We start from the raw sequence: 17,533 nt of genomic DNA on the forward strand, positions 1-17,533 counted from the left end.
CGTGCCATTCCGGTGGCCGTCGGCGCCTGCCGAGGGCGGCCGGGGGTGTCGTGGCGGCGGCGGGCGGGGGGATGGTCGAGGATCGGGCGCATGGGCGTCGTCCTGCCGGTCCTCTTCGCGCTGTTCGCGGCGCTCTCAAACGCGTTCGCCACCGTGCTCCAGCGGCGGGCCGCGCTGACCGTGCCGCAGAGCGACGGCTTCCGCTTCGGTCTGGTCCTCGACCTGCTGCGGCGGCCGGTGTGGATCGGCGGGATCCTCGCGATGATCGCGGCCGGGGTCGGCCAGGCCCTGGCTCTGGCCACCGGCGCACTGGCCCTCGTACAGCCCCTGTTCGTCATGGAGCTGCCGCTCGCGCTGCTGATCGCCTCGCTGATGGCGCGGCAGCCGCTGCGGGGGTCGTTGTGGCTGTCCGTGGGGGTGCTGGTGGCCGGGCTCGGAATCGCGATGGCCGCCGCCTCGCCCGAGGGGAACCGGACGGACGTGCCCCTGGACCGGTGGATCCTCGCCCTGGTGGCGTGCGCGGTCGCCGTCGCCGCCCTGACGGTGGCCGGACTGCGCCGCCCGCCCGGCCGCCCGCGGGCCGGCTGCCTCGGCGCCGCCACCGCCGTCTGCTACGCGCTCACCGCCGCCCTGATGAAGTCCGCGGTGCACGTCCTCGATGACGGCGGCATCGGCGCGTTCCTGACCACCTGGGAGACGTACGCCTTCGGCGCGAGCGGCATCTGCGCCGTGTTGCTCCTGGAGCACGCGATGCAGGGCGGCCCGCTGGTCGCCTCGCAGCCCGCGCTGACCCTCGGCGACGCGAGCGTCAGCGTCGCGCTGGGCGTGCTCCTGTACGAGGAACACCTGCGGTCGGGCTGGTGGTTGCTGCCCCAGTTGCTGGGCGTGGCCCTGATCTGCGCGGGGGTACTGGCCCTCGCCCGCGCGGAGGACGGCACGCCGTGACCGGGTAGCGCGCCCGCCAGCGGAGCGGCCGTCCAACTGCTCTACGACCCGGATTTGCTTATCCCGGAATCAGGTGTTCGGCCTGTGGTGTCGGGTCGCGCCAGGAGAGGGTGTTCTCACCGGTGAGGCGGCGGGCCGTTGCCCTGCCGCCTTGCAGCCGCGGCCCGCGATGTATCCGGAGAGGCTCGACATGCCGGTCCCGCGCCCCGCCGGACGGTCGGGCCAGGACCGGCCGGGCCCCGTGGAGCCGCCCCGTCGAGGCCGGCCCCGCGCTCCCCAGCGAAGCCCAAGCACGAGACGGAGGCGAAGCGCGCCCGAGTAGCCGCACGCCCACAATGCGCTCCCTGGTCGATGCTTGGCATGCGCAGTCTGAGCCGTTGACGCCTCACCGGTGCAGTCCGGGGAGCCGTTGACAGCGTCGTTCGAGAGCTGCTCCAGGATCAGGCGTCCACCCCCGAGAACGGGGACCGGAGAGCCCGCTCGACACGCTTTTTGCGTGCTGCGCGGCGGGCGAGGACGAGCCGGGGCATATCCGGGTGAGCCGACGGTACCGTCGCCTGAGCCGACTACGGCGCCCGAGTCCCCAGTGATTCAAGCACCCTGCGAGGGTGCCGGCGAACGCGTGCACTGGCTCCCGGGCCTCGCCTCCATGCCTTTCGCGCCACTGAGCGACTGGCGCGACTGAGAGGATCAGGAGAGGTGGAGCCGGTTGGGGCATCATGTTGACATGGCAACGTTCAACCAGAGCAACCAGACGGTGCACGGGAACCAGTACATGGGCGACACGGTCAACGTCACCCACGGGGACCGCAGCTCCATTGACGCCCGGACGGTGGCGAGGGAGTTCGACCGGGCACTGTCCGCGGTGCGGGAGCTGGATGTTCCCGCCGCCACCCGCGAGGAGGTGACCGCCCAGCTGACCGCGGCTCGCACCGAGTTGGAGGCCGGAGAGACCGGCGCGGCGCAGGGCCGCCTGGCCATGCTCCTGAACACGGGTGGCTCGGTGGCGGCGATCGTGAACGGCTTCGCCAGCGGCGTGGGGGTGTTCCTCGGTGGGTGACCCATACCGGGGAACCAACTTCAACCAGCAGGGCCAGCAGGTCAACGGCCCCCAGTATAACGCCGATCGGATCGAGATCACTGAATCGGCCTCTCCGGACGCAGTCGCCGAAGGTCTACGGCGATACCACGCGCCCCCGCCCGTTCAAGGGATGGGGTCCGCGCAGATCAGGCGTCAGCGGGAAGAGGACGACCTCAAGCTCTACGGCTACCGGTACTACACGCGGGACCGGGAAAGGTGGCTGCTGACTCTGCCTTCCGGGGAGAGGTGGAACGAGCGGCGGCGCGAGAGCCGGCGCATCATGTCGGGAGCGGCATATCGTCACCATCGGCGAATCCTGCGAGCCGGAAACCTACCCCCCGATGCGAGCCCTGCCGACCCGCGATACGTACAGGTGAAGAGGGAAGTCGAGAACAAGCAGGACAAAGCCGAGCGGGTCTACTCGATCGGAATCGTCATCGTGCTGCTCGCGCTCATTCCGTTCTGCGTCATGGATGGTGCCACCTGGCTCGCCGTCATCCTCGGGCTGGCCGTCATGGGCATCGTGGTGTCCGGCTACCGCAAACGGCGGGTCTTGTGAGCGGCGAGGTCCGTCTTGGGCAGGCCGGAGTGGTGCTTGGCCTGCCGTTTCACCCTCCCAGGGCGAGGTTGTGCGTGGTGGCGACGGCCTGGACGGCGTGGTGGAGGCCGTCGCCCTTCTGGCGGCAGTCGCGCAGGATCTTCCAGTTCTTCATGCGGGCGAAGGTGTGCTCGACGCGGGGCCTGACCCGGCGGTGTTCGGCGTTGTCCTCTTCCTGACCGCGCAGGAGGGGCCGTCCGGCCCTTCTGCGGTGCGGGACGTTCAGACCAGTGCCCAAGGTAGGCACCGTCCGCGATGACCGTCGTCCCGGCCGCCGCGGCTGGCAGGTCCGACTCACGCCAGACGTGGGCATCGGCCTTGTTCCCGGGCGCCGGCCGGTCCGAGGCGACGACCAGGCGCGTGTCAGCGTCGATGATGACCTGCACGTTTGCCGAGAAGCGGTAGGTACGGCTGGAGGCACCGACAGTGCGGTCGCGGACCGGGACCAGGGTTCCATCCACGATCCAGAACCGCTCGACATCGACATCGACATTGGCGACGGGGCCGCGGCGCCAGCACCAACGCCAGCAACGGGCGAAGACGCTGGGTGACTCGGCAGACGGTGGCCGAGGAGATCCCGAACAGCGGGGCGAGCTGCCGCATGGTGAGGTTCGTGCGGTAGTACACCGCCACGAGCAGGACCCGGTCGGCCAGCGGCAGACACCACGGCCGACCACCGCCCGGACCATTCCCACCCCGTTCACGGACCACTTCACCAGCTTGGCGAACCGATCGATCCGCAAGCTGTGAACGTCTCCGCCATACCGGCTCAGCCCGTAACACCCCACCCATACAGGCAAGATGCCCCGCACCGCGCCTTCTCAAGAAGGGGTGAAAGTCGGGCTCAGGACGCGTCGCGGTCTGCTGCGGCGGCCCAGCGACGGACGTGCAGGTCGGGGTGGGCTCGGGCGGATTCGATTGTTCCTTCAAGCAGTTCGCGCAGATGTGACGGGTATGCCGCGCGGGAGGTGGGCGGGCCCAGCAAGGCACGGTGGCGCATCTGCAGCTCGGTGGCCTCGGCGAACGCCCGCATCGAGGCATCCAGCCACGCGTCGGCGACGATCTGCACGAATACGACGCTGGCAAGCTCGGCGAGAACGACGGGGTCCTCATCATCGACGACACCGGATTCATCACGAAGGCCGTCACCTCTGCCGGGGTTTAGCGCCAGTTAGTACGTGTGACGCTGACGTGGGGCCCTGCCGAGCCGTACGGCAGGACCTCACCGTTCTCAGCGCAGGATCTCGAGCCGCACCCGCTCGTCCGGCGTCGCGATGTCCCAGAAGCGGGCGATGCCCCGCGCGTTGCGGTAGACGCCCGTACCGCCGGTGATGGCCATGTCGAGGGAGGCCGCTCCCTTCGTCCACAGCGACTGCATCGTCAGGGAACCCTGCTCGACCTCCATCGTGATCAGGCACTGCGAGGTCAGTTCCTCGCCCCTCAGGTGAATGACCTGGCAGTGTCCGCCCCCGCGTCCGACGCTCTGACCGTCCTTGACGGCGGTGCCGGAGTACACGTCCATGTCGCCCAGGCTCGGCCCCGCGAGGCCGAGATCGGCAGCCGTGTACTGGTCGTTCTGAACCTTGAGTTCGATGACCTCGAGCTTCTTCGGAGTCTCGGCGCCTGCGCCTTCGGCTGCCCACACCCCGACCGCGACCGCGGCGAGCGATGCCGCGGCGAACCTCAGCCCCCTGGTGGCCATGTTGATGCTCCTCACATCTCGCCGGGCTCCGCGTCGCCGACGACGGCCGAGGTGCCGTAGGGGTTGCCCGACTTCAACTGGATCGGGTCGGCGGTGAAAGCCGAGTACGCCTTGTCCGCGAGCTTGCCCGCGAACCACAGGGGCCCGGTGGTGTCGATGAACTGCCGCAACTGGGCGGCGGGGTTGCCGAAGCGGGTCGGGGTGCCGAACAGCACCGCGTCCGCCCACTCCAGGTCGCCGTGCCCGGCCTCGGTGACCTCGGCGGTGTCCCGGCGATGCCGGGCCCAGGCCGGATGGGCGTCGATCGCCTCGGGTGGGGCGGTCTCGGCCACCTTGTGGAGCCGGACGTACGCCCCGGCCTTCTCGGCACCCTCGACGGCGGCTCGCGCCATGGCGTGCACATGGCCGCTGGTGCTGTCATAGATGACTGCGACGTTCACGGGCTCCATGCCGGTCTACCTACGTCTGCTTCCGTCGCGTTCCGTTGCCGGGTACGACGAGATGGCCCGGCGGAATGTGAGGTGGGGCCGCCGACCTCACATTCCGGGGCGCTGCCGCGTCATAGCGGTGAAGGAAGATCCGACCGAGGGAGCCTCAGGACCATGACGCCCCGTTCGACCGCGCCGCAGGACGGCCAACTCGACCCGACGGCGGGCGCGCTCACGGCCGAGCGCCGCCGGCTGATCAACCTCGCGTACCGGATGCTGGGCTCCCTGGCCGAGGCCGAGGACGTCGCGCAGGAGACGTACGCCCGCTGGTACGCGATGCCCCCGCGGCAGAGGGAGGCGGTGGCGTCCCCCGGGGGATGGCTGACCAAGGTCGCCGGCCGTATCTGCCTCGACGAGCTGCGCTCGGCCAGGACGCGGCGGGAGCGTTACGTGGGCGAATGGGTGCCCGAGCCGCTGCCCGCGCGCACCGAGTGGCCCGCCGACGCGACGGACGACAACACGGCCGATCCGGCCGATCGGGTCACGCTCGACGAGTCGGTCAGTATGGCCTTCCTCGTCGTTCTGGAGGCGATGACCCCGGCGGAGCGCGTGGCGTTCGTGCTCCACGACGTCTTCCGCTATCCATTCTCCGAGGTGGCCGACATCGTCGGCCGCACCCCGGCGGCCTGCCGCCAGCTGGCGACCTCGGCCCGCCGCCGCATCGACGCCTCGCGAGCGCCCCTGTCGCCGACGGCCCAGCGGACAGGTGTCGTCTGGGAGTTCAGGCTGGCGTGGCAGGCCAAGGACATCAGCGCCCTCATCGGTCTGCTCGATCCCGACGCCACCGCCGTCGGGGACGGCGGTGGACTCGTCACGGCGCTGCTCCACCCGATCGCGGGCGCCGAGCAGATCGCCCGCTTCTTCGCCGACCGGACCCTCCCGGGTCGGCTCGCGGTCCGGGAGTGCACGGTCAACGGGCAACCCGGGCTGGTGGCCCACCTGGACGGCGTCGTCCTGTCGGTGTACGCGTTCGACATCGCGGACGGCCGGATCCGGCGGATCTGGGCCGTGCTCAACCCCGAGAAGCTCCGGCCGTGGAAGCGGGGATGATCTTCGCCGCAGGCCTCAGCTCCCGCGGCGGTGGAGCAGGGCGCCGACAACGGCGTGCACGACTCCGCGGCAGCAGGAACATGCTGCGCTCACCGGCGGCGCGGGGCCAGGTCCTGCCTAGTGCTGTGACCGGAAAGGTTCACCGGGTCACAGCACTAGGCGGCCCTGTACGGCCCGGCGGCGTCTATTCCTCCCCGCCGGGCGCAGGTTCCGGGAGGTTGTGCATGGGCACCCTGATCCGCCTGGAGGTCGCCCCCCGGCGCTGCGCAGGGCGGTCCGCGCCTTTTGGGCGCTCTGGTGGCGGCTGGCCCGTCCGGAGGTGGCCAGTGCGGTCATCGACGCCAAGCCGAAGACCAGCCCGCACCGCCTGCTGTGGAATCTGCCGATCATGGTGTCGCTGGGCCCGCAGAGCCCGGCCACCGAGCCGGGCCAGGCCTTCGACCGGGACACCGAGCCGGTCCCGGGGCAGCCCGGGTTACGGCGAATGGACCAGGTCGGCACCAGCTCAAGGAGCTCGAAGAGGTCTGGGGCGCCGCCGGCGCCCGGAACAACGTCGGCGAGGCGCGCTCCCGGCGCGTGGCGGCCCCGTTTTCACCGCGACGGCATGGCAGTCGGCCCCGCCAAGTCCCCGAGCTCGCCCCTCCAGCGCGGCCGCGGCTCAGGCACGTCCCGCCGAGGGCGGCGCTGGGGCCGCCGGCCACCCGCTGGGCCACTTCCCGTCGCCTCCGCCGTCAACCCGCGCGCCGCGGGTTCCTGAGCTGGTCGCGGGCAGGGGTCCGGGGCCGGCACGGTCGCGCGGCAGCGGATCAGTGGGCCGGGGCGCCCCGCAGGCCACCCCGCGCGATGACGTCGGCGTACCAGCGGGCGCTGTCCTTGGGCGTACGGCGCTGGGAGGCGAAGTCCACGTGGACGATCCCGAAGCGCTTGCCGTAGCCGTACGCCCACTCGAAGTTGTCCAGCAGCGACCAGAGGAAGTAGCCGCGGACGTCCGCTCCGGCCGCGAGCGCCCGGTGCACAGCGGTCAGGTGCGCGTGCAGGTAGGCGACCCGCTCGGGGTCGTGGACATCGCCGGACGGATCGGCGTAATCGTCATACGCCGCGCCGTTCTCCGTGATCGCCAGCGGTACGTTCGGGAGCTCGTCGCGCAGCCGGGTCAGCAGCTCGTACAGGCCGTCGGCGTCCACCGGCCAGTCCATGGCGGTACGCGGACCGGGCGCGGGCGGAAAGCGCACATGGCGCTCGGCGCCCGGCCAGGGCGACGGGCCCTCGTGCGTACCGGCCGCGACCACCATGGGCGCGTAGTAGTTGATGCCCAGCGAGTCGATCGGCGTGGCCGTCACGCCGAGGTCGCCGTCCCGGACGAAGGACCAGTCCGTCAGCGCCGCCGTGTCCGCCACGAGGTCGTCGGGCAGCCGGCCGTGGAAGACCGGGTCCAGGAAGATCCTGTTGCCCAGGGCGTCGATCCGCCGCGCCGCGTCCTGGTCCGCCTCCGCGTCCGTCAGCGCGCGCACCGCGTGGAGGTTCAGCGTCAGTGAGATCTCAGCGGCGGGGAGGGCCGCCCGCAGCACTTGGGCGGCGCACCCGTGCCCGACGTTCAGGTGGTGGGCGGCCCGCAGGGACGCGACGGGGTCCGTGCGCCCCGGAGCGTGCACGCCGGAGGCGTAGCCGAGGAACGCGGCGCACCACGGCTCGTTCAGCGTGCTCCAGGTGGCGATCCGCTCACCCAGGGCCCGGGCCACGATGCCGGCGTACTCGGCGAACCGCTCGGCCGTGTCCCTGTTCGCCCAGCCGCCGGCGTCCTCCAGCTCCTGCGGGAGGTCCCAGTGGTAGAGCGTGGCGACCGGGCGGATGCCGGCGTTCAGCAGCTCGTCGACGAGCCGCCGGTAGAAGTCCAGGCCCCGTTCGTTGGCCGGGCCGCTTCCCGTCGGCCGTACGCGCGGCCAGGCGACCGAAAACCGGTAGTCGGTGACGCCGAGGTCCTTCATCAGGGCGACGTCCTCGGGCATCCGGTGGTAGTGGTCGACGGCGATATCACCGGTGTCGCCGTTGCGTACCTTGCCGGGCGTGCGGCTGAAGGTGTCCCATACGGACGGCGTGCGGCCGTCTTGGGCCGCCGCACCCTCGATCTGGTATGCGGCGGTCGCCGTGCCCCAGCGGAATCCGGCCGGGAAGGCGAGATCCGCCGTCGGGTGACGGCGTGCGTCAACAGCGGTCATGAGAAGGGGACTCCCAACAGGCGAAGGGTGAAAGGATGGAGGGAACCTGGCGCGGCGGGCAACGGGCGGCTCGGGGGGCGGACCGCTTGGAGGGGCGGACCGCTTGGAGGGGCGGACCGCCCGGAGGGGCGGCTCGCAGATCGGACGGCTCGCGGGCGGGCGGCCCGAGGTCAGCCCTTGACCGCGCCCTGCATGATGCCGCCGACGATCTGGCGGCCGAGCAGGCCGAAGACCAGCAGCACGGGCAGCGTGCCCAGCAGGGTGCCCGCCATGATCACCGACTGGTCGTGGACATAGCCGCCGCCGAGCTGGCGCAGTGCGACCTGCACGGTCGGGTTCTGCGAGGACAGCGCGACGATCGGCCAGAAGAAGTCGTTCCAGGCGGCCATGAACGTCAGCAGGCCCAGGACGGCCATCCCGGGGCGGGCGACAGGGATGACGATCGACCAGAAGATCCGCGCGGTGGACGCCCCGTCCACGCGGGCCGCTTCGATCAGTTCGTCCGGCAGGGCCTGCACCAGGAACTGCCGCATGAAGAACACCCCGAACGCGGACACCAGCCCGGGCAGGATGACGGACTGGAGCTGATTGACCCACTCCAGCTTCGCGATCAGCATGAAGAGCGGGATCACGCCGAGCTGCGGCGGAATCATCATGGTGGCGACCGTGACGGTCAGCAGCGCTCCCCGGCCCCGGAAGCGCAGCTTGGCGAACGCGAAGCCGGCGAGGGTGGAGCACAGAACCGTGCCGACCGTGATGGAGCCCGACACGATCAGCGAGTTGAGGAGGGCTGTGCCGATGTCGGCCTCCTCCAGTACCGCCTCGAAGTTGCGCATCAGGTGCGGCCCGGGCAGCAGCGACGGCGGCACCTTGGCCAGATCGGCGTTGGAGCGGCTGGCGGCGACGATCGTCCAGTAGAAGGGGAACGCCGAGATGAGCACGGCGATCGTCAGGACCGCGTACGCGAGTGGGCCGCCGTGCGTGGTGCGCCCGGCGCGCGACCTCTTGCGACGTACGGGCGCGGGGGCGGGTGTGGTGGTGGAGGGCTCGGACGGTGGGGCGGCGAGCGCGGTCATCGGCCGGCCTCCTTGCGGGAACGGCGGCGCGCGACGAGGGCGTTGACCCCGACCGTCACCACAATGAGCAGGAACATCACCCAGGCGATGGCGGCGGCCCGGCCCAGGTGGAAGAAGCCCCAGCCCTGCTCGTACAGGTAGAGGCCGAGGGTCTGGTACTGGTGCGAAATGCCGCCGGAAGCCGAGCCTTCGAAGAGCAGCGGCTCACCGAAGAGCTGGGTGGCGCCGATCGTCGAGACGACGACGGTGAAGACGATCGTGGGGCGCAGGCCCGGCAGGGTGACGTGGAGGAACTGCCGCCACCGCGAGGCTCCGTCCATCTCCGCCGCCTCGTACAGCTCGCTCGGGATGGACTGCATGCCGGCGAGGTAGATCAGCGCGTTGTAGCCGGTCCAGCGCCATATCACGATGGTGGAGACGGCGATCTGCGAGGCGACCGTGCCGGTCTGCCAGTCCACCGGCCCGAACCCGACCAGTCCCAGTACGTAGTTGACGAGGCCGAAGTCACGGCCGAAGAGCTGCGCGAACACCAAGGTCGCGGCGGCGACGGACGTCGCGTACGGCAGCAGCATCGCCGTGCGGAAGAAGGTCCGCCCGCGCAGCCGGTAGTTGAGCAGGTGGGCCAGGCCGAGAGCCATCGCCAGCTGCGGGACGGTGGAGAGCACCCCGATGGTGAAGGTGTTGCGCAGTGAGATCCAGAAGAACTGGTCGGTGAAGAGGGCGGTGTAGTTGGCGAGCCCCCGCCACTGCATGTCGCCGGGGGTCTGGAGCTCCACCCGGTAGAGCGAGACGAAAGCCGTGTAGATCAGCGGGAAGAGGCCGAAGGCGGCGAAGAGGGTGAAGAAGGGGGCGATGTACGCGTACGGCGAGACGATGCGCCACGTGCGACGTGCCGCGGAGGGCCGGGCCGGAGCGGGCGGCCGGGGCGCGGGGGCTTCGGCCGGAGCGGTGAGGGTCACGGTGCGGCCCTTCGGGAATCGGTACGGATGCGGTGGGGGCCTAGTGCTGTGGCCGGAAAGGTTTGCCGGGTCGCGGCGTCCGGTGCGGTGCGTCGCAAGGCGGAGGACCGCGGCTCGTACTGGACGTACTTGCGCGGTCCGACAACGCCGCGAGGTGCCGTGCCGGGGGCCGTGACCCGGTGAACCTTTCCGGTCACAGCACTAGGCGGCGCGGGAGGGGGCGGCGTCAGCCGATGACGTTCTCGACGCCCTTCTTCGCGTTCGCCCACGCCTTGTCCGCGTCGACGCCCTTGCGTTCGACCTCGCTCAGCGCGTTGGTGATCTGGTCTGCGACGTTCTTGTCGTGGACTCCGAGGATCTGCACGGGGGCGGCTTTCGCGGCCTCACCGAAGATCCGTCCGATCGGGGCGTTGGAGAAGTAGGGGTCCGTGGCATCGGCGACGGCGGCGATCGCGCCCGTCGAGGAGGGGAAGTTGCCCTGCTTGCGGAAGAGCTTGGCCTGCTGCTCGGGGGCGGTGAGCCACTGGATGAGCTCGTACGCCTCCTTCTTGTGCTTGGCCGCGCGCGGGACGCTCAGGTACGACCCGCCCCAGTTGCCCGCGCCACCGGGCAGCTTGGCGATGTCCCACTTGCCGTTGCCCGACTCACCGGCCTGGCCCTTGATGTAGCCGAGCATCCAGGCGGGGCACGGGAGGGTGGCGAAGGAGCCGGCGGCGAAGGCCTGGTTCCACTGCGGGGACCACTGGTCCAGCTTGGCGCTCAATCCGGCCGCGGCGGCCTCGGTGGAGGTGTTCCAGGCGGTCTTGACGGCAGGGTTGGTCTCGTAGACCAGCTTGCCGGAGGCGTCGTAGTAGCGCTCCTTCTCCTGCCCGGTCATGACCGCGTAGAGACTGCCGACGCTGTCCAGCCAGGCGCCGCCGGCCGGGGCCTTGGCCTTGTACTCCTTGCCGAGCGCCAGATAGCCCTCCCACGTGGACCACTTCGCGGCCAGTGTCTCGCGGTCGGTGGGCAGCCCGGCCTGTTCGAGGAGATCGGTGCGGTAGCACATGGCCTCGGGTCCGACGTCGGTGCCGAGGCCGAGCACCTGGCCGTCCTGGGTGATCGCCGCTGACCACTTCGCCTCGGCGAACTGGTCCTTGAGGCCGTCGGCGCCGTACTTCTTCAAGTCCTCGAACTTGTCCGCCTGCTGCTGGGTGACCGAGGCGATCCGGCCGACCTCTATGGCCTGGATGTCGGCGAGCCCGCCGCCGCCCGCGAGCCGGGTCTGCAGCGACTTCCAGTAGTCCTGCTCGTCCTCGGTGTCCGACTGCTTGATGGTGATCCCGGGGTGGAGCTTCTCGTACTCGGCGTAGAGTCCGGCCTCTTCGTAGCCGAACGAGCCGAAGAGGTCGACGGTGAGGGTGAGCTTGCCGCCCGCGCCGTCCGACGCACCGTCCGATGTACCGTCCGATGTACCGGATCCGCAGGCGACGAGCAGGGCGCCGGTGAGCGTGACGGCACCGAGTCGGACGGCGGCGCTCGTGGCGGCACGGGGGAGGGACATGGGGAAGTCTCCTTGGCTTCGAGAAGCGCTTGAGAGCGCTCTCAGCAGTGTGCCTGGAGCGTGCCCCCACCGCGCCTCTCCCGTCAAGACCCGAACACACATCGACGTGACTCTTCGATCAACTCCCCCGCGATGCAGCTCTATTGACAGACATGTTTCAAGAGTTTTACGTTCCAGGGCACGTGAGAGCGCTCTCTCCGACTCTCTCCACCGCCGTCCTCCCCCGAGGTGCCGCCATGTCAGCCCCCCGCACAGGCCCGCCCTCCCGCTCGCGTCCCCTCCCCCGGCTCCGCTCCTTCCCCGCGCTCCGCTCCTTCCCCGCGCTCCGCTCCCTCCCCCGATTCCTCGGAACCGCCGGCCTGGCCACCGCCCTTGCCGCCGTCGGCCTGACCGGACCCGGCGCCTCCAGCGCTGCCGCGGCCACCGTCCCCGTCGGTGCGGGAAGCTACTCCGACACCCGCCCCGCCGGCACCTCGGGCCCGACCACCAACACCGGCGCACCGGTCACCCCCAAGGTCACCCCGGCCGCCCAGGGCAAGCCGGTGCCCACCAACGACTGGTGGTCCTCCCTGGCCTTCCAGCGCTACGGCGACAACCCCTACTCCACCCCCATGTACGGACATCCGCTCACCTACCAGGCCACCGCCGCCGGCCTGGACATCGGCTACCCGACCTCCCCCGCGATCGTCGGCGACGGCCGCCAGTACGAGTTCGCCCACAAACGCGACCTCACCCTCGGCCTCACCGGTCTCAACTCACCGGACACCAAGGCCGACGCCTGGTCGGACTGGACCGTCACGCCCTACTGGTCCGACGGAACGCGCACCTTGCGGACCACCATCGGCCACGGCCTGCCCTTCGTGTACGCCAAGGGCACCGGCGGCAGCGCACGCATCACGACGGCCACCGCCCCGACGGTCTTCGCCGACCAGGGCAACGTCGTCGGCATCACCATCGCGGGGCACCACTACGCGCTGTTCGCCCCCACGGGCAGCGACTGGGTGATCTCCGGCTCCACCCTGACCGCCGCCCTCGGCGCCAAGGACTACTTCTCCCTGGCCGTGCTGCCCGCCACCAGCGCGCTCGCCGCCTACCAGAAGTACGCCTACAGCTTCGTCACCGGCTCCCGCGTCTCCTGGAGCTCCGCGTCCGGCACCTCCCGCGCCACGTACAGGCTCACCACCCAACCGCAGGAGGGCACCGAGACGGGCACCCTCCAGGCCCTCTACCGGCACCAGTGGATGCGCACGACCGACCCGCTCACCGCCCACACCTACGTTTCACCGCGCGGCACCATGAAGGTCCGCGAGTCCACCGCCTTCACGACCAGCCAGAAGGCCGCGGCCGTGTTGCCCGCCCTGCCGAAGGCGTCGGGCACCGACGCGACCCGGCTGCGGGGCTATCTCAGCGAGGCCGCGAACGCCGCCGATCCGTTCTCCGGCGCCACCGACACCTACTGGACCGGCAAGGCCCTCGGCCGCCTCGCCCAACTCGTGCCCCTCGCCGAGCAGGCGGGCGAGAGCGCCACCCGCGACAAACTGCTCGGCCTGATCAAGGGCCGTCTCCAGGAGTGGTTCACGGCCGGCGGGCCGAGCGAGTTCTCCTACGACCCCAACTGGCGCACGCTGACCGGGTACCCCGCCTCCTACGGCAGCGACACCGAGCTCAACGACCACCACTTCCACTACTCGTACTACGTGTTCGCGGCGGCCGTCGTCGCCCAGTACGACCCGGCCTGGGCCGCGGACTCCGCGTGGGGCGGCATGGTGAAGACGCTCGTACGGGACGCCGCCAACCCGAGCCGCACCGACTCCGCCTTCCCCTTCCTGCGCGGCTTCGACGTGTACGCGGGCCACAGCTGGGCCTCCGGCCACCAGGGCTTCGCCGCCGGAAACAATCAGGAGTCCTCCTCCGAGTCCGCGAACCTCAGCGCCGGCCTGATCCTTTGGGGCTCGGCCACCGGCGACACCGCATTGCGCGACCTCGGCACCTACCTGCTGACGACCGAGTCCGACGCGATCGCGCAGTACTGGTTCGACGCCGACCAGCAGGTCTTCCCCTCCTCCTTCGGCCACGACACGGCGGGCATGGTGTGGGGCAGCGGCGTCGCGTACGCCACCTGGTGGACGGCCAACCCCGAAGAGATCCACGGCATCAACGTCCTGCCCGTGACCGGTGGTTCACTGCACCTCGGCGCCCACAAGGCGGCCATCCGGCGCAACATGGCCGAGCTGGAGCGCGAGAACGGCGGCCCCGCCGTCGAATGGCGGGACATCCTCTGGGAGTTCCAGTCACTGGCCGACCCGGCCGTGGCCAAGGCCAAGTGGGACTCCGGCCACAGCGGCTACACCCCCGAGCAGGGCGAATCCAAGGCGCACACCTACCACTGGATCACCACCCTGGACACGCTCGGGGCACCCGATGCGTCCGTGACCGGCGATCTGCCCACATCGGCCGCCTTCACCAAGGGCGCGGTACGAACGTACGTCGCCCACAACCACGGCGCCACCGCCCGCACCGTCACCTTCTCCGACGGGGCCAAGCTCACGGTCCCGGCCCGCTCCACCGCCACCGGCACGGGCAGCGGAACCACCGACCCGACCGACCCCGGCCCCACCACCGGCAACACCTTCCAGCTGCGCACCGGCGGCGTCCTCACCACGGCGACCGGAAGCACGCCGGGCAGCGACACCATCGCCTCCGCGGCCGGCGCCAACCACGACGGCACGCCGTACCAGCCGTTGGTGTACGAGGTGAGAGCCGTCAACGGAACGCTGAAGCCGGGCGCCGCGACTGCGTTCCGGCTCCAGGTCGACGCGGACACGGCGGTGGGGCTCGGGCAGCAGGCCCGGATCAGTTACGACCTCACCGGTGACGGCACGTTCGAGCGGACCGAGACCTACCACTATTTCGCCACCGACCCGGTGGCCGGCTGGGAGGAATACAGTCAGGCACGCGGACTGAAGGCGGCTACCGGCACGCTCGGCGACCTGCGCGGCGGCACGGTGCGACTGGAGGTGTGGCCCGCGATCGGCAACGGCCCGTCGCGGCTACAGACCGGCACGGACCGGTCCGTCCTCGTCATCCCGTACCAGTAATCGCACCGCGGGCTCGTACGTCAGGCAGAAGCACGTCGGACCAGTTCCGTCGGCGTGATCACCGAGTCCGGGGCATCCGCCCCGGGCTCGTCCTGGTTCAGGCCGCGCATCAGCAACCGGACCATCAGCCGGCCCATGCCCTCGATGTCCTGGCGAACGGTCGTCAGCGGCGGATCGGTGGCCTCGGCGACCGAGACCATGTCGTCGAATCCGACCAGCGCCACGTCCTGCGGCACCCGCAGACCCCGGGCCTTCAGCACGCGCAGCGCACCGGAGGCCATCAGGTCATTGGCGGCGAACACGGCGTCCAGGTCCGGGCGCTGGTCGAGGAGCAGCTCCATCGCCCGTGCGCCGCTCTGCTCGGTGAAGTCGCCCTGGGCCAGCAGCCCCGGATCGATGTCCAGCAGGACGTCGCGGTAGCCGTCGAGCCGGTCCATCGACGAGGTCTGGTCCCGTGGACCGGAGATGTGGGCGATGCGTTCGCGGCCCAGCGAGAGCAGATGGCGTACCGCGGTCCGCGCCCCGCCCCGGTTGTCGCAGTCGACGTACCGTGCGGCCGCACCGGCGGACCGGCCCGGCCATCCGGGACGCCCGCCGAAGACCGTGGGGACCCCTACCCGCCGGATGACGGCGGGCAGCCCGTCGTCGTTGTGCACCGAGAAGGCGAGCGCGCCGTCGACGTGGCCGCCGCCGAGGTACCGGGCGATCCGCTCGTAGTCCCCCGGCCCCTCCACCCAGAGCAGTACCAATTGACTGTCGTGCGCGGTGAGTTCACGGCTGATCCCGCGCATTTGCTGCTCGAAGAACGGGTCGGAGAAGATCCGGAACTCAGGCTCGGCGATGATCACGGCTACCGCGCCGTTGCGCCGGGTCACCAGGGTCCGGGCGGCGTGGTTCGGAACGTAGCCGAGCTCCTCGACGGCTTCCCGCACCTTCTCGACCAGCAGGGCCCGCACCCCGGCGCCGCCGTTCACGACGCGCGAGGCCGTTGCCCTGGACACCCCTGCACGGGCCGCGACTGCTTCCAGCGTGGGCCGCCCGGCAGAACTCGGATCGGGCAAAGGGATCTCCTCGGAACAACGGCGGACGACGTGCGGAACAACGGGGCGGACACCAGCAGAATATCCGGTCCCAGAATTCTGGAGAGCGCTCTCACCCATTGACCGTGGCGGGATCGCCGGGGAACGGGTGAAAGCGCGGGTGACCCGACCTTCGCCATCTCAACCGCGTGTCCGGCCCGTTCAAGGACGCCGCCTCCGGACCGCGGCACGGCGCAGGCGCCCGACGCCGGGGAAATCGTGCAGCTCCTAACGGAGGTCGGCGTAGGGCGTAGGGCTCGACGGCGAGCGGGCTGGGTGAGGACGGCTTACGGCCAGTTCGGCGTACTCGGCCAGCCCCGGTCGGTCTGCGGACACGACGACCGGCTCGGGCAGCCATTCCCCACGTAGGTCTCCCGCCGCACTCGCGGGCCGAGGAACGCGTCCTGCACGATGTCCTCCGCATCGCCCACGGACCCGGTCATCCCGTAGGCGATGGAGAACAGCAGCGACCGGTAGCCCGCCGCGTCCGTCACATCCGTTGCTCCCCGTGTGGCACCCGGAGTCGTCGGCGTAGTGTGCTCGGAGTAGACCGCCTTATTCCAGCCGTGTCCGGGCGCAGCGGGGCCGGGGCCGCCTTGGGCATGCACGGAGCGAGCGGGGGGGAGACGGCCGTGAACAGGAAGGCGCGTCAGTTGGCGCCGGCAGCGGTGATCGCCTCGGTGATGTCCGGAACTCTCATGTGTCTTCCAGCTCGACGGCACCCTGACGGTGTACGGCGACGACGACACCGGACCATCCCCACGGGCGCAGGGTCGATGCTTTCTGAGCTGGGGCTTTATCGGCCGAGGTGGCTGTTTCGTCTAGTTGCGTTTGGGGGCGGGCCGAGAGGATCAGACCGTCGAAGTCGACGGGCTGCCTGCGGTCGCGGCCTGCGGTGCGGACAGCCCAGCCCTGTTCTTTGGCGGAGGATTCGATGAAGATGGCCTGGCCGTCGCCGATTCTGATGGCCAGGAGTTCCCAGAGGCGGTCGCGGATCCGGCGGCTGGGGTTGCCGACGCCGCGCTGGCCTCCACCATCCAGTGCGGGCCATGTCACGGGCTACGTCCTTGACGCCGTCGTAGGGTGCGTCGTTGTCGCCTCCCCGCAGGGCGATGGTGCCCACTCCTGCTGCGAGTACTGCTCCTCCGGCCACCAGTACGCTGCGTCGCTTCGTGCGGATAGCATCGCAGATGCCCACGAATGTCTTCGTATTCAGACTCTGCCATACCGGTGATGTCGTCAGCTTCGCTGAGGCTCCACCATCATGGCCCTTCCCATGCGCTTGCCCTGTGCGTCGAAGACACCGATCCGGACCGCGTCCGTGGCACGCTGAGGCCACTGTGCATACGCCTCTCCGATCGCCTGGGCCTGCATGTCTGGGTCGTCCTTCTTCGGGTTCAGGTCGGTGTGGATGTAGGCGTACACCACGTCTCCCTCCACCACGCGCTGCACCGCCTCCACGTGGCTCACGACGGGCCAGTCCGAGTTGTTTTCGGAGGCTGTCCATGTCTTGAAGAGTTCTCCGTCCCTGGCCTCGTCCTGGTGGTAGAACCCGTGGGGCTGGGGTGTGAGACGGTCGGGTACGGCGAGGTCTCCCTTCGGGTGCTGCTCCAGTGAGCATCCGGCCAGTGCGAGGAGGGCTGCGGTCAGCAGCAGACGGCGTGTGATCAAGGCGGGCTCCTCGGGTGCAGGAATGGG

The 17,533-nt window shown here is 70.4% G+C and carries 16 protein-coding genes and 1 pseudogene; 6 read left to right on the forward strand and 11 right to left on the reverse strand.

Annotation, left to right across the window (positions count from 1 at the left end; genetic code table 11):
* The first annotated feature begins 90 nt into the window (after nucleotides 1-90).
* From ACZ4TV_RS14305 to ACZ4TV_RS14315, 3 genes are all read left to right on the forward strand, one after another.
* A complete protein-coding gene (locus tag ACZ4TV_RS14305) occupies nucleotides 91-945 on the forward strand; it encodes a DMT family transporter (protein WP_468134300.1) in 855 nt (284 codons plus the stop codon).
* A 727-nt stretch (nucleotides 946-1,672) separates the two neighbouring features.
* Nucleotides 1,673-2,005: a hypothetical protein gene (locus tag ACZ4TV_RS14310; RefSeq protein ID WP_468134302.1), complete on the forward strand. Its 333-nt coding sequence runs from the start codon at nucleotides 1,673-1,675 to the stop codon at nucleotides 2,003-2,005.
* Entirely contained in the window at nucleotides 1,998-2,585 is a 588-nt protein-coding gene (locus ACZ4TV_RS14315; RefSeq protein ID WP_468134304.1) for a hypothetical protein, read from the forward strand. Before ACZ4TV_RS14310 ends, ACZ4TV_RS14315 begins: the two co-directional genes overlap by 8 nt.
* 49 nt (nucleotides 2,586-2,634) lie before the next feature.
* Here the strand turns inward: ACZ4TV_RS14315 and ACZ4TV_RS14320 are convergent.
* Nucleotides 2,635-3,416 (reverse strand): annotated as a pseudogene (locus ACZ4TV_RS14320) (transposase).
* Between the two features lie 199 nt (nucleotides 3,417-3,615).
* Here ACZ4TV_RS14320 and ACZ4TV_RS14325 point away from each other — a divergent pair.
* Nucleotides 3,616-3,789 (forward strand): hypothetical protein, encoded by a 174-nt coding sequence (locus tag ACZ4TV_RS14325; RefSeq protein WP_468134497.1) that lies wholly within the window; start codon nucleotides 3,616-3,618, stop codon nucleotides 3,787-3,789.
* A gap of 66 nt (nucleotides 3,790-3,855) precedes the next feature.
* Here ACZ4TV_RS14325 and ACZ4TV_RS14330 read toward each other — a convergent pair whose 3' ends face one another.
* Nucleotides 3,856-4,326, reverse strand: coding sequence for an allene oxide cyclase barrel-like domain-containing protein (locus tag ACZ4TV_RS14330; protein WP_468134306.1), 471 nt, complete (start codon nucleotides 4,324-4,326; stop codon nucleotides 3,856-3,858).
* Between the two features lie 11 nt (nucleotides 4,327-4,337).
* Nucleotides 4,338-4,775 carry an NAD(P)H-dependent oxidoreductase gene (locus ACZ4TV_RS14335; RefSeq protein ID WP_468134308.1) on the reverse strand — a complete coding sequence of 146 codons (438 nt, stop codon included), beginning with the start codon at nucleotides 4,773-4,775 and terminating at the stop codon, nucleotides 4,338-4,340.
* Between the two features lie 153 nt (nucleotides 4,776-4,928).
* Between ACZ4TV_RS14335 and sigJ the strand changes: the two genes are divergently transcribed.
* Nucleotides 4,929-5,864 (forward strand): RNA polymerase sigma factor SigJ, encoded by a 936-nt coding sequence (gene sigJ, locus ACZ4TV_RS14340; protein ID WP_468134310.1) that lies wholly within the window; start codon nucleotides 4,929-4,931, stop codon nucleotides 5,862-5,864.
* Nucleotides 5,865-6,670: 806 nt separating this feature from the next.
* On the opposite strand, the gene ACZ4TV_RS14345 is transcribed toward sigJ, so the two are convergent.
* The 4 genes from ACZ4TV_RS14345 to ACZ4TV_RS14360 form a co-directional block, all read right to left on the reverse strand.
* On the reverse strand, nucleotides 6,671-8,080 hold the full coding sequence (locus ACZ4TV_RS14345; protein ID WP_468134312.1) for a GH1 family beta-glucosidase: 1,410 nt from the start codon (nucleotides 8,078-8,080) through the stop codon (nucleotides 6,671-6,673).
* A 170-nt stretch (nucleotides 8,081-8,250) separates the two neighbouring features.
* On the reverse strand, nucleotides 8,251-9,156 hold the full coding sequence (locus ACZ4TV_RS14350) for a carbohydrate ABC transporter permease (protein WP_468134314.1): 906 nt from the start codon (nucleotides 9,154-9,156) through the stop codon (nucleotides 8,251-8,253).
* Entirely contained in the window at nucleotides 9,153-10,115 is a 963-nt protein-coding gene (locus ACZ4TV_RS14355) for a carbohydrate ABC transporter permease (RefSeq protein ID WP_468134316.1), read from the reverse strand. The genes ACZ4TV_RS14350 and ACZ4TV_RS14355 overlap by 4 nt, the downstream gene beginning before the upstream one ends.
* Nucleotides 10,116-10,341: 226 nt before the next feature.
* Entirely contained in the window at nucleotides 10,342-11,658 is a 1,317-nt protein-coding gene (locus tag ACZ4TV_RS14360; protein ID WP_468134318.1) for an ABC transporter substrate-binding protein, read from the reverse strand.
* A gap of 236 nt (nucleotides 11,659-11,894) precedes the next feature.
* Here ACZ4TV_RS14360 and ACZ4TV_RS14365 point away from each other — a divergent pair, with 236 nt between their 5' ends.
* Nucleotides 11,895-14,756, forward strand: a complete 2,862-nt coding sequence (locus ACZ4TV_RS14365) for a glycosyl hydrolase (RefSeq protein WP_468134320.1) — start codon at nucleotides 11,895-11,897, stop codon at nucleotides 14,754-14,756.
* Nucleotides 14,757-14,776: 20 nt separating this feature from the next.
* Here the strand turns inward: ACZ4TV_RS14365 and ACZ4TV_RS14370 are convergent, their stop codons facing one another.
* From ACZ4TV_RS14370 to ACZ4TV_RS14385, 4 genes are all read right to left on the reverse strand, one after another.
* On the reverse strand, nucleotides 14,777-15,823 hold the full coding sequence (locus ACZ4TV_RS14370; RefSeq protein ID WP_468134483.1) for a LacI family DNA-binding transcriptional regulator: 1,047 nt from the start codon (nucleotides 15,821-15,823) through the stop codon (nucleotides 14,777-14,779).
* Nucleotides 15,824-16,122: 299 nt separating this feature from the next.
* Complete coding sequence (locus ACZ4TV_RS14375; protein ID WP_468134322.1) at nucleotides 16,123-16,329, reverse strand: sigma factor; 207 nt, start codon at nucleotides 16,327-16,329, stop codon at nucleotides 16,123-16,125.
* Nucleotides 16,330-16,531: 202 nt separating this feature from the next.
* Nucleotides 16,532-16,891, reverse strand: a complete 360-nt coding sequence (locus ACZ4TV_RS14380; protein ID WP_468134324.1) for a type I-E CRISPR-associated endoribonuclease Cas2 — start codon at nucleotides 16,889-16,891, stop codon at nucleotides 16,532-16,534.
* A 183-nt stretch (nucleotides 16,892-17,074) separates the two neighbouring features.
* Nucleotides 17,075-17,506 carry a hypothetical protein gene (locus ACZ4TV_RS14385; protein WP_468134326.1) on the reverse strand — a complete coding sequence of 144 codons (432 nt, stop codon included), beginning with the start codon at nucleotides 17,504-17,506 and terminating at the stop codon, nucleotides 17,075-17,077.
* Nucleotides 17,507-17,533: the final 27 nt, after the last annotated feature.

The sequence above is a fragment of the Streptomyces sp. NPDC028910 genome (assembly GCF_055564955.1).

What these genes read in the sequence shown, in the direction of transcription:
- ACZ4TV_RS14305 (WP_468134300.1), top strand. Translation starts at nt 91, where the DNA reads ATGGGCGTCGTCCTGCCGGTCCTCTTCGCGCTGTTCGCGGCGCTCTCA.
- ACZ4TV_RS14310 (WP_468134302.1), top strand. Translation starts at nt 1,673, where the DNA reads ATGGCAACGTTCAACCAGAGCAACCAGACGGTGCACGGGAACCAGTAC.
- ACZ4TV_RS14330 (WP_468134306.1), bottom strand. Translation starts at nt 4,326, where the DNA reads ATGGCCACCAGGGGGCTGAGGTTCGCCGCGGCATCGCTCGCCGCGGTC.
- ACZ4TV_RS14335 (WP_468134308.1), bottom strand. Translation starts at nt 4,775, where the DNA reads ATGGAGCCCGTGAACGTCGCAGTCATCTATGACAGCACCAGCGGCCAT.
- sigJ (WP_468134310.1), top strand. Translation starts at nt 4,929, where the DNA reads ATGACGCCCCGTTCGACCGCGCCGCAGGACGGCCAACTCGACCCGACG.
- ACZ4TV_RS14345 (WP_468134312.1), bottom strand. Translation starts at nt 8,080, where the DNA reads ATGACCGCTGTTGACGCACGCCGTCACCCGACGGCGGATCTCGCCTTC.
- ACZ4TV_RS14350 (WP_468134314.1), bottom strand. Translation starts at nt 9,156, where the DNA reads ATGACCGCGCTCGCCGCCCCACCGTCCGAGCCCTCCACCACCACACCC.
- ACZ4TV_RS14360 (WP_468134318.1), bottom strand. Translation starts at nt 11,658, where the DNA reads ATGTCCCTCCCCCGTGCCGCCACGAGCGCCGCCGTCCGACTCGGTGCC.
- ACZ4TV_RS14365 (WP_468134320.1), top strand. Translation starts at nt 11,895, where the DNA reads ATGTCAGCCCCCCGCACAGGCCCGCCCTCCCGCTCGCGTCCCCTCCCC.